We start from the raw sequence: 2,050 nt of genomic DNA on the forward strand, positions 1-2,050 counted from the left end.
ACGCTGGTGAGGTGTTGAAGGTGGAGGACTGGGCGGAGATCCGCCGACTGCACCGGGCCGAAGGACTGGCGATCCGAGCGATCGCCCGCAGGCTCGGGATCGCAAGGAACACGGTGCGCAAAGCACTGGCCTCGCACGAACCGCCCCGGTACATGCGAGCCGGCAAAGGATCGATCGTGGATGCAGTGGAACCGCAGATCAGAGAGCTTCTGGCGGAGTTCCCAGACATGCCGACCTCGGTCATCATGGAACGGGTCGGCTGGAGCCGCGGCAAGAGCGTGTTCTTTGCGCGGGTGCAGCAGCTGCGGCCGCTGTATCGGCCGGTCGATCCGGCTTCTCGCACCGAGTACCAGGCTGGTGAGCTGGCCCAATGCGATCTGTGGTTTCCCGCGGTGGACGTGCCGCTGGGATTCGGGCAGACGGGCCGCCCGCCGGTGCTGGTCATGGTCAGCGGCTACTCGCGGATGATCGGCGCGGTCATGCTGCCCTCGCGCCGGGCGCCGGACCTGCTGGCCGGGCACTGGAGGCTGCTCAGCCAGTGGGGCCGGGTGCCCAAGGCGCTGGTCTGGGACAACGAGGCCGCCATCGGCCAGTGGCGAGCCGGCAGACCGCAGCTGAGCGAGGCGATGACCGCCTTCCGCGGAACGCTCGGCATCAAGGTCATCCAATGCCGTCCGGCCGATCCGGAGGCCAAGGGCCTGGTCGAACGCGCCAACGGCTACCTGGAGACCTCGTTTCTGCCGGGGCGGGTCTTCACCGGCCCGGCCGACTTCACCGCCCAGCTGAGCGAGTGGCTGGTGCGGGCCAACAATCGCCACCACCGCCGGCTGGGCTGCCGGCCGGTCGACCGGTGGCAGGCGGATCGGGCGGCGATGCTGCCCCTGCCGCCGGTGGCGCCGGCCAGTGGCTGGCGCGTGAGCACCCGCCTGCCGCGCGACCACTACGTGCGGCTGGACTCCAACGACTACTCGGTGCACCCGTCGGTGATCGGCCGGCGCGTCCAGGTGACTGCGGACCTGGAGCAGGTGGTGGTCACCTGTGACGGCGCTCAGGTGGCCCGACATGCGCGCTGCTGGGCCGATCATCAGACCATCACCGATCCGGCCCATCAGGCCGCCGCCGCGCAGCTGCGCCGGATGCGGCAGAACAGCTCGCTGCACCCGGTGGAGACCGCGGTGCAGCAGCGGCCGCTGTCGGACTACGACCGGTTGTTCGGCTTGAACGATGAGGAGGTCGCCGGATGAGCGCCCGCACCGGCGGCACGGGCACCGGCCGGAACGTGAGCGCTGAGATCGCCTACCTCACCCGGGCGCTGAAGGCCCCCTCGCTGGCCGCGGCCGTTGCGCGGCTGGCCGAACGCGCCCGCGCCGAGTCCTGGAGCCATGAGGAGTTCCTGGCCGCCTGCCTGCAACGGGAGGTCGCCGCCCGGGAGGCCCACGGTGGTGAGGGCCGCATCCGCGCCGCCCGCTTCCCGTCCCGCAAATCCCTCGAGGAGTTCGACTTCGACCATCAGCGCTCCCTCAAACGCGAGGTCATCACCCATCTGGGCACCTTGGACTTCATCACGGCCAAGGAGAACGTGGTGTTCCTCGGCCCGCCCGGCACCGGCAAGACCCACCTGTCCATCGGGCTGGGGATGCGGGCTTGTCAGGCCGGGCACCGGGTCGCGTTCGCCACCGCCGCCGAGTGGGTGGCGCGTCTGGCCGACGCCCACCAGGCCGGGCGGTTGCAGAGCGAGCTCGTCAAGCTGGGCCGCATCCCGTTGCTGATCGTCGACGAGGTGGGTTACATCCCGTTCGAGGCTGAGGCGGCCAACTTGTTCTTCCAGTTGGTGTCGTCTCGCTACGAGCGGGCGAGCTTGATCGTGACCAGTAACAAGCCGTTCGGCCGGTGGGGCGAGGTCTTCGGCGATGACGTGGTGGCCGCGGCGATGATCGACCGTCTGGTGCATCATGCCGAGGTCGTCTCGCTGAAAGGAGACAGCTACCGGCTCAAAGACCGTGACCTTGGTCGTGTCCCCGCGGCCAAGACCGACAACTGAAGATCAAAT

The 2,050-nt window shown here is 69.3% G+C and carries 2 protein-coding genes; both read left to right on the forward strand.

Features of this window, described 5'->3' with window-relative positions; genetic code table 11:
- Positions 1-11 precede the first annotated feature (11 nt).
- Positions 12-1,244 carry an IS21 family transposase gene (istA, locus tag IEZ08_RS38950; protein ID WP_189244238.1) on the forward strand — a complete coding sequence of 411 codons (1,233 nt, stop codon included), beginning with the start codon at positions 12-14 and terminating at the stop codon, positions 1,242-1,244.
- Positions 1,241-2,041, forward strand: a complete 801-nt coding sequence (gene istB, locus IEZ08_RS38955; RefSeq protein ID WP_189244237.1) for an IS21-like element helper ATPase IstB — start codon at positions 1,241-1,243, stop codon at positions 2,039-2,041. Before istA ends, istB begins: the two co-directional genes overlap by 4 nt.
- The last annotated feature ends 9 nt before the right edge of the window (positions 2,042-2,050 follow it).

The organism is Planobispora rosea, from assembly GCF_014648175.1.
Taxonomy (GTDB): Bacteria; Actinomycetota; Actinomycetes; order Streptosporangiales; family Streptosporangiaceae; genus Planobispora; species Planobispora rosea.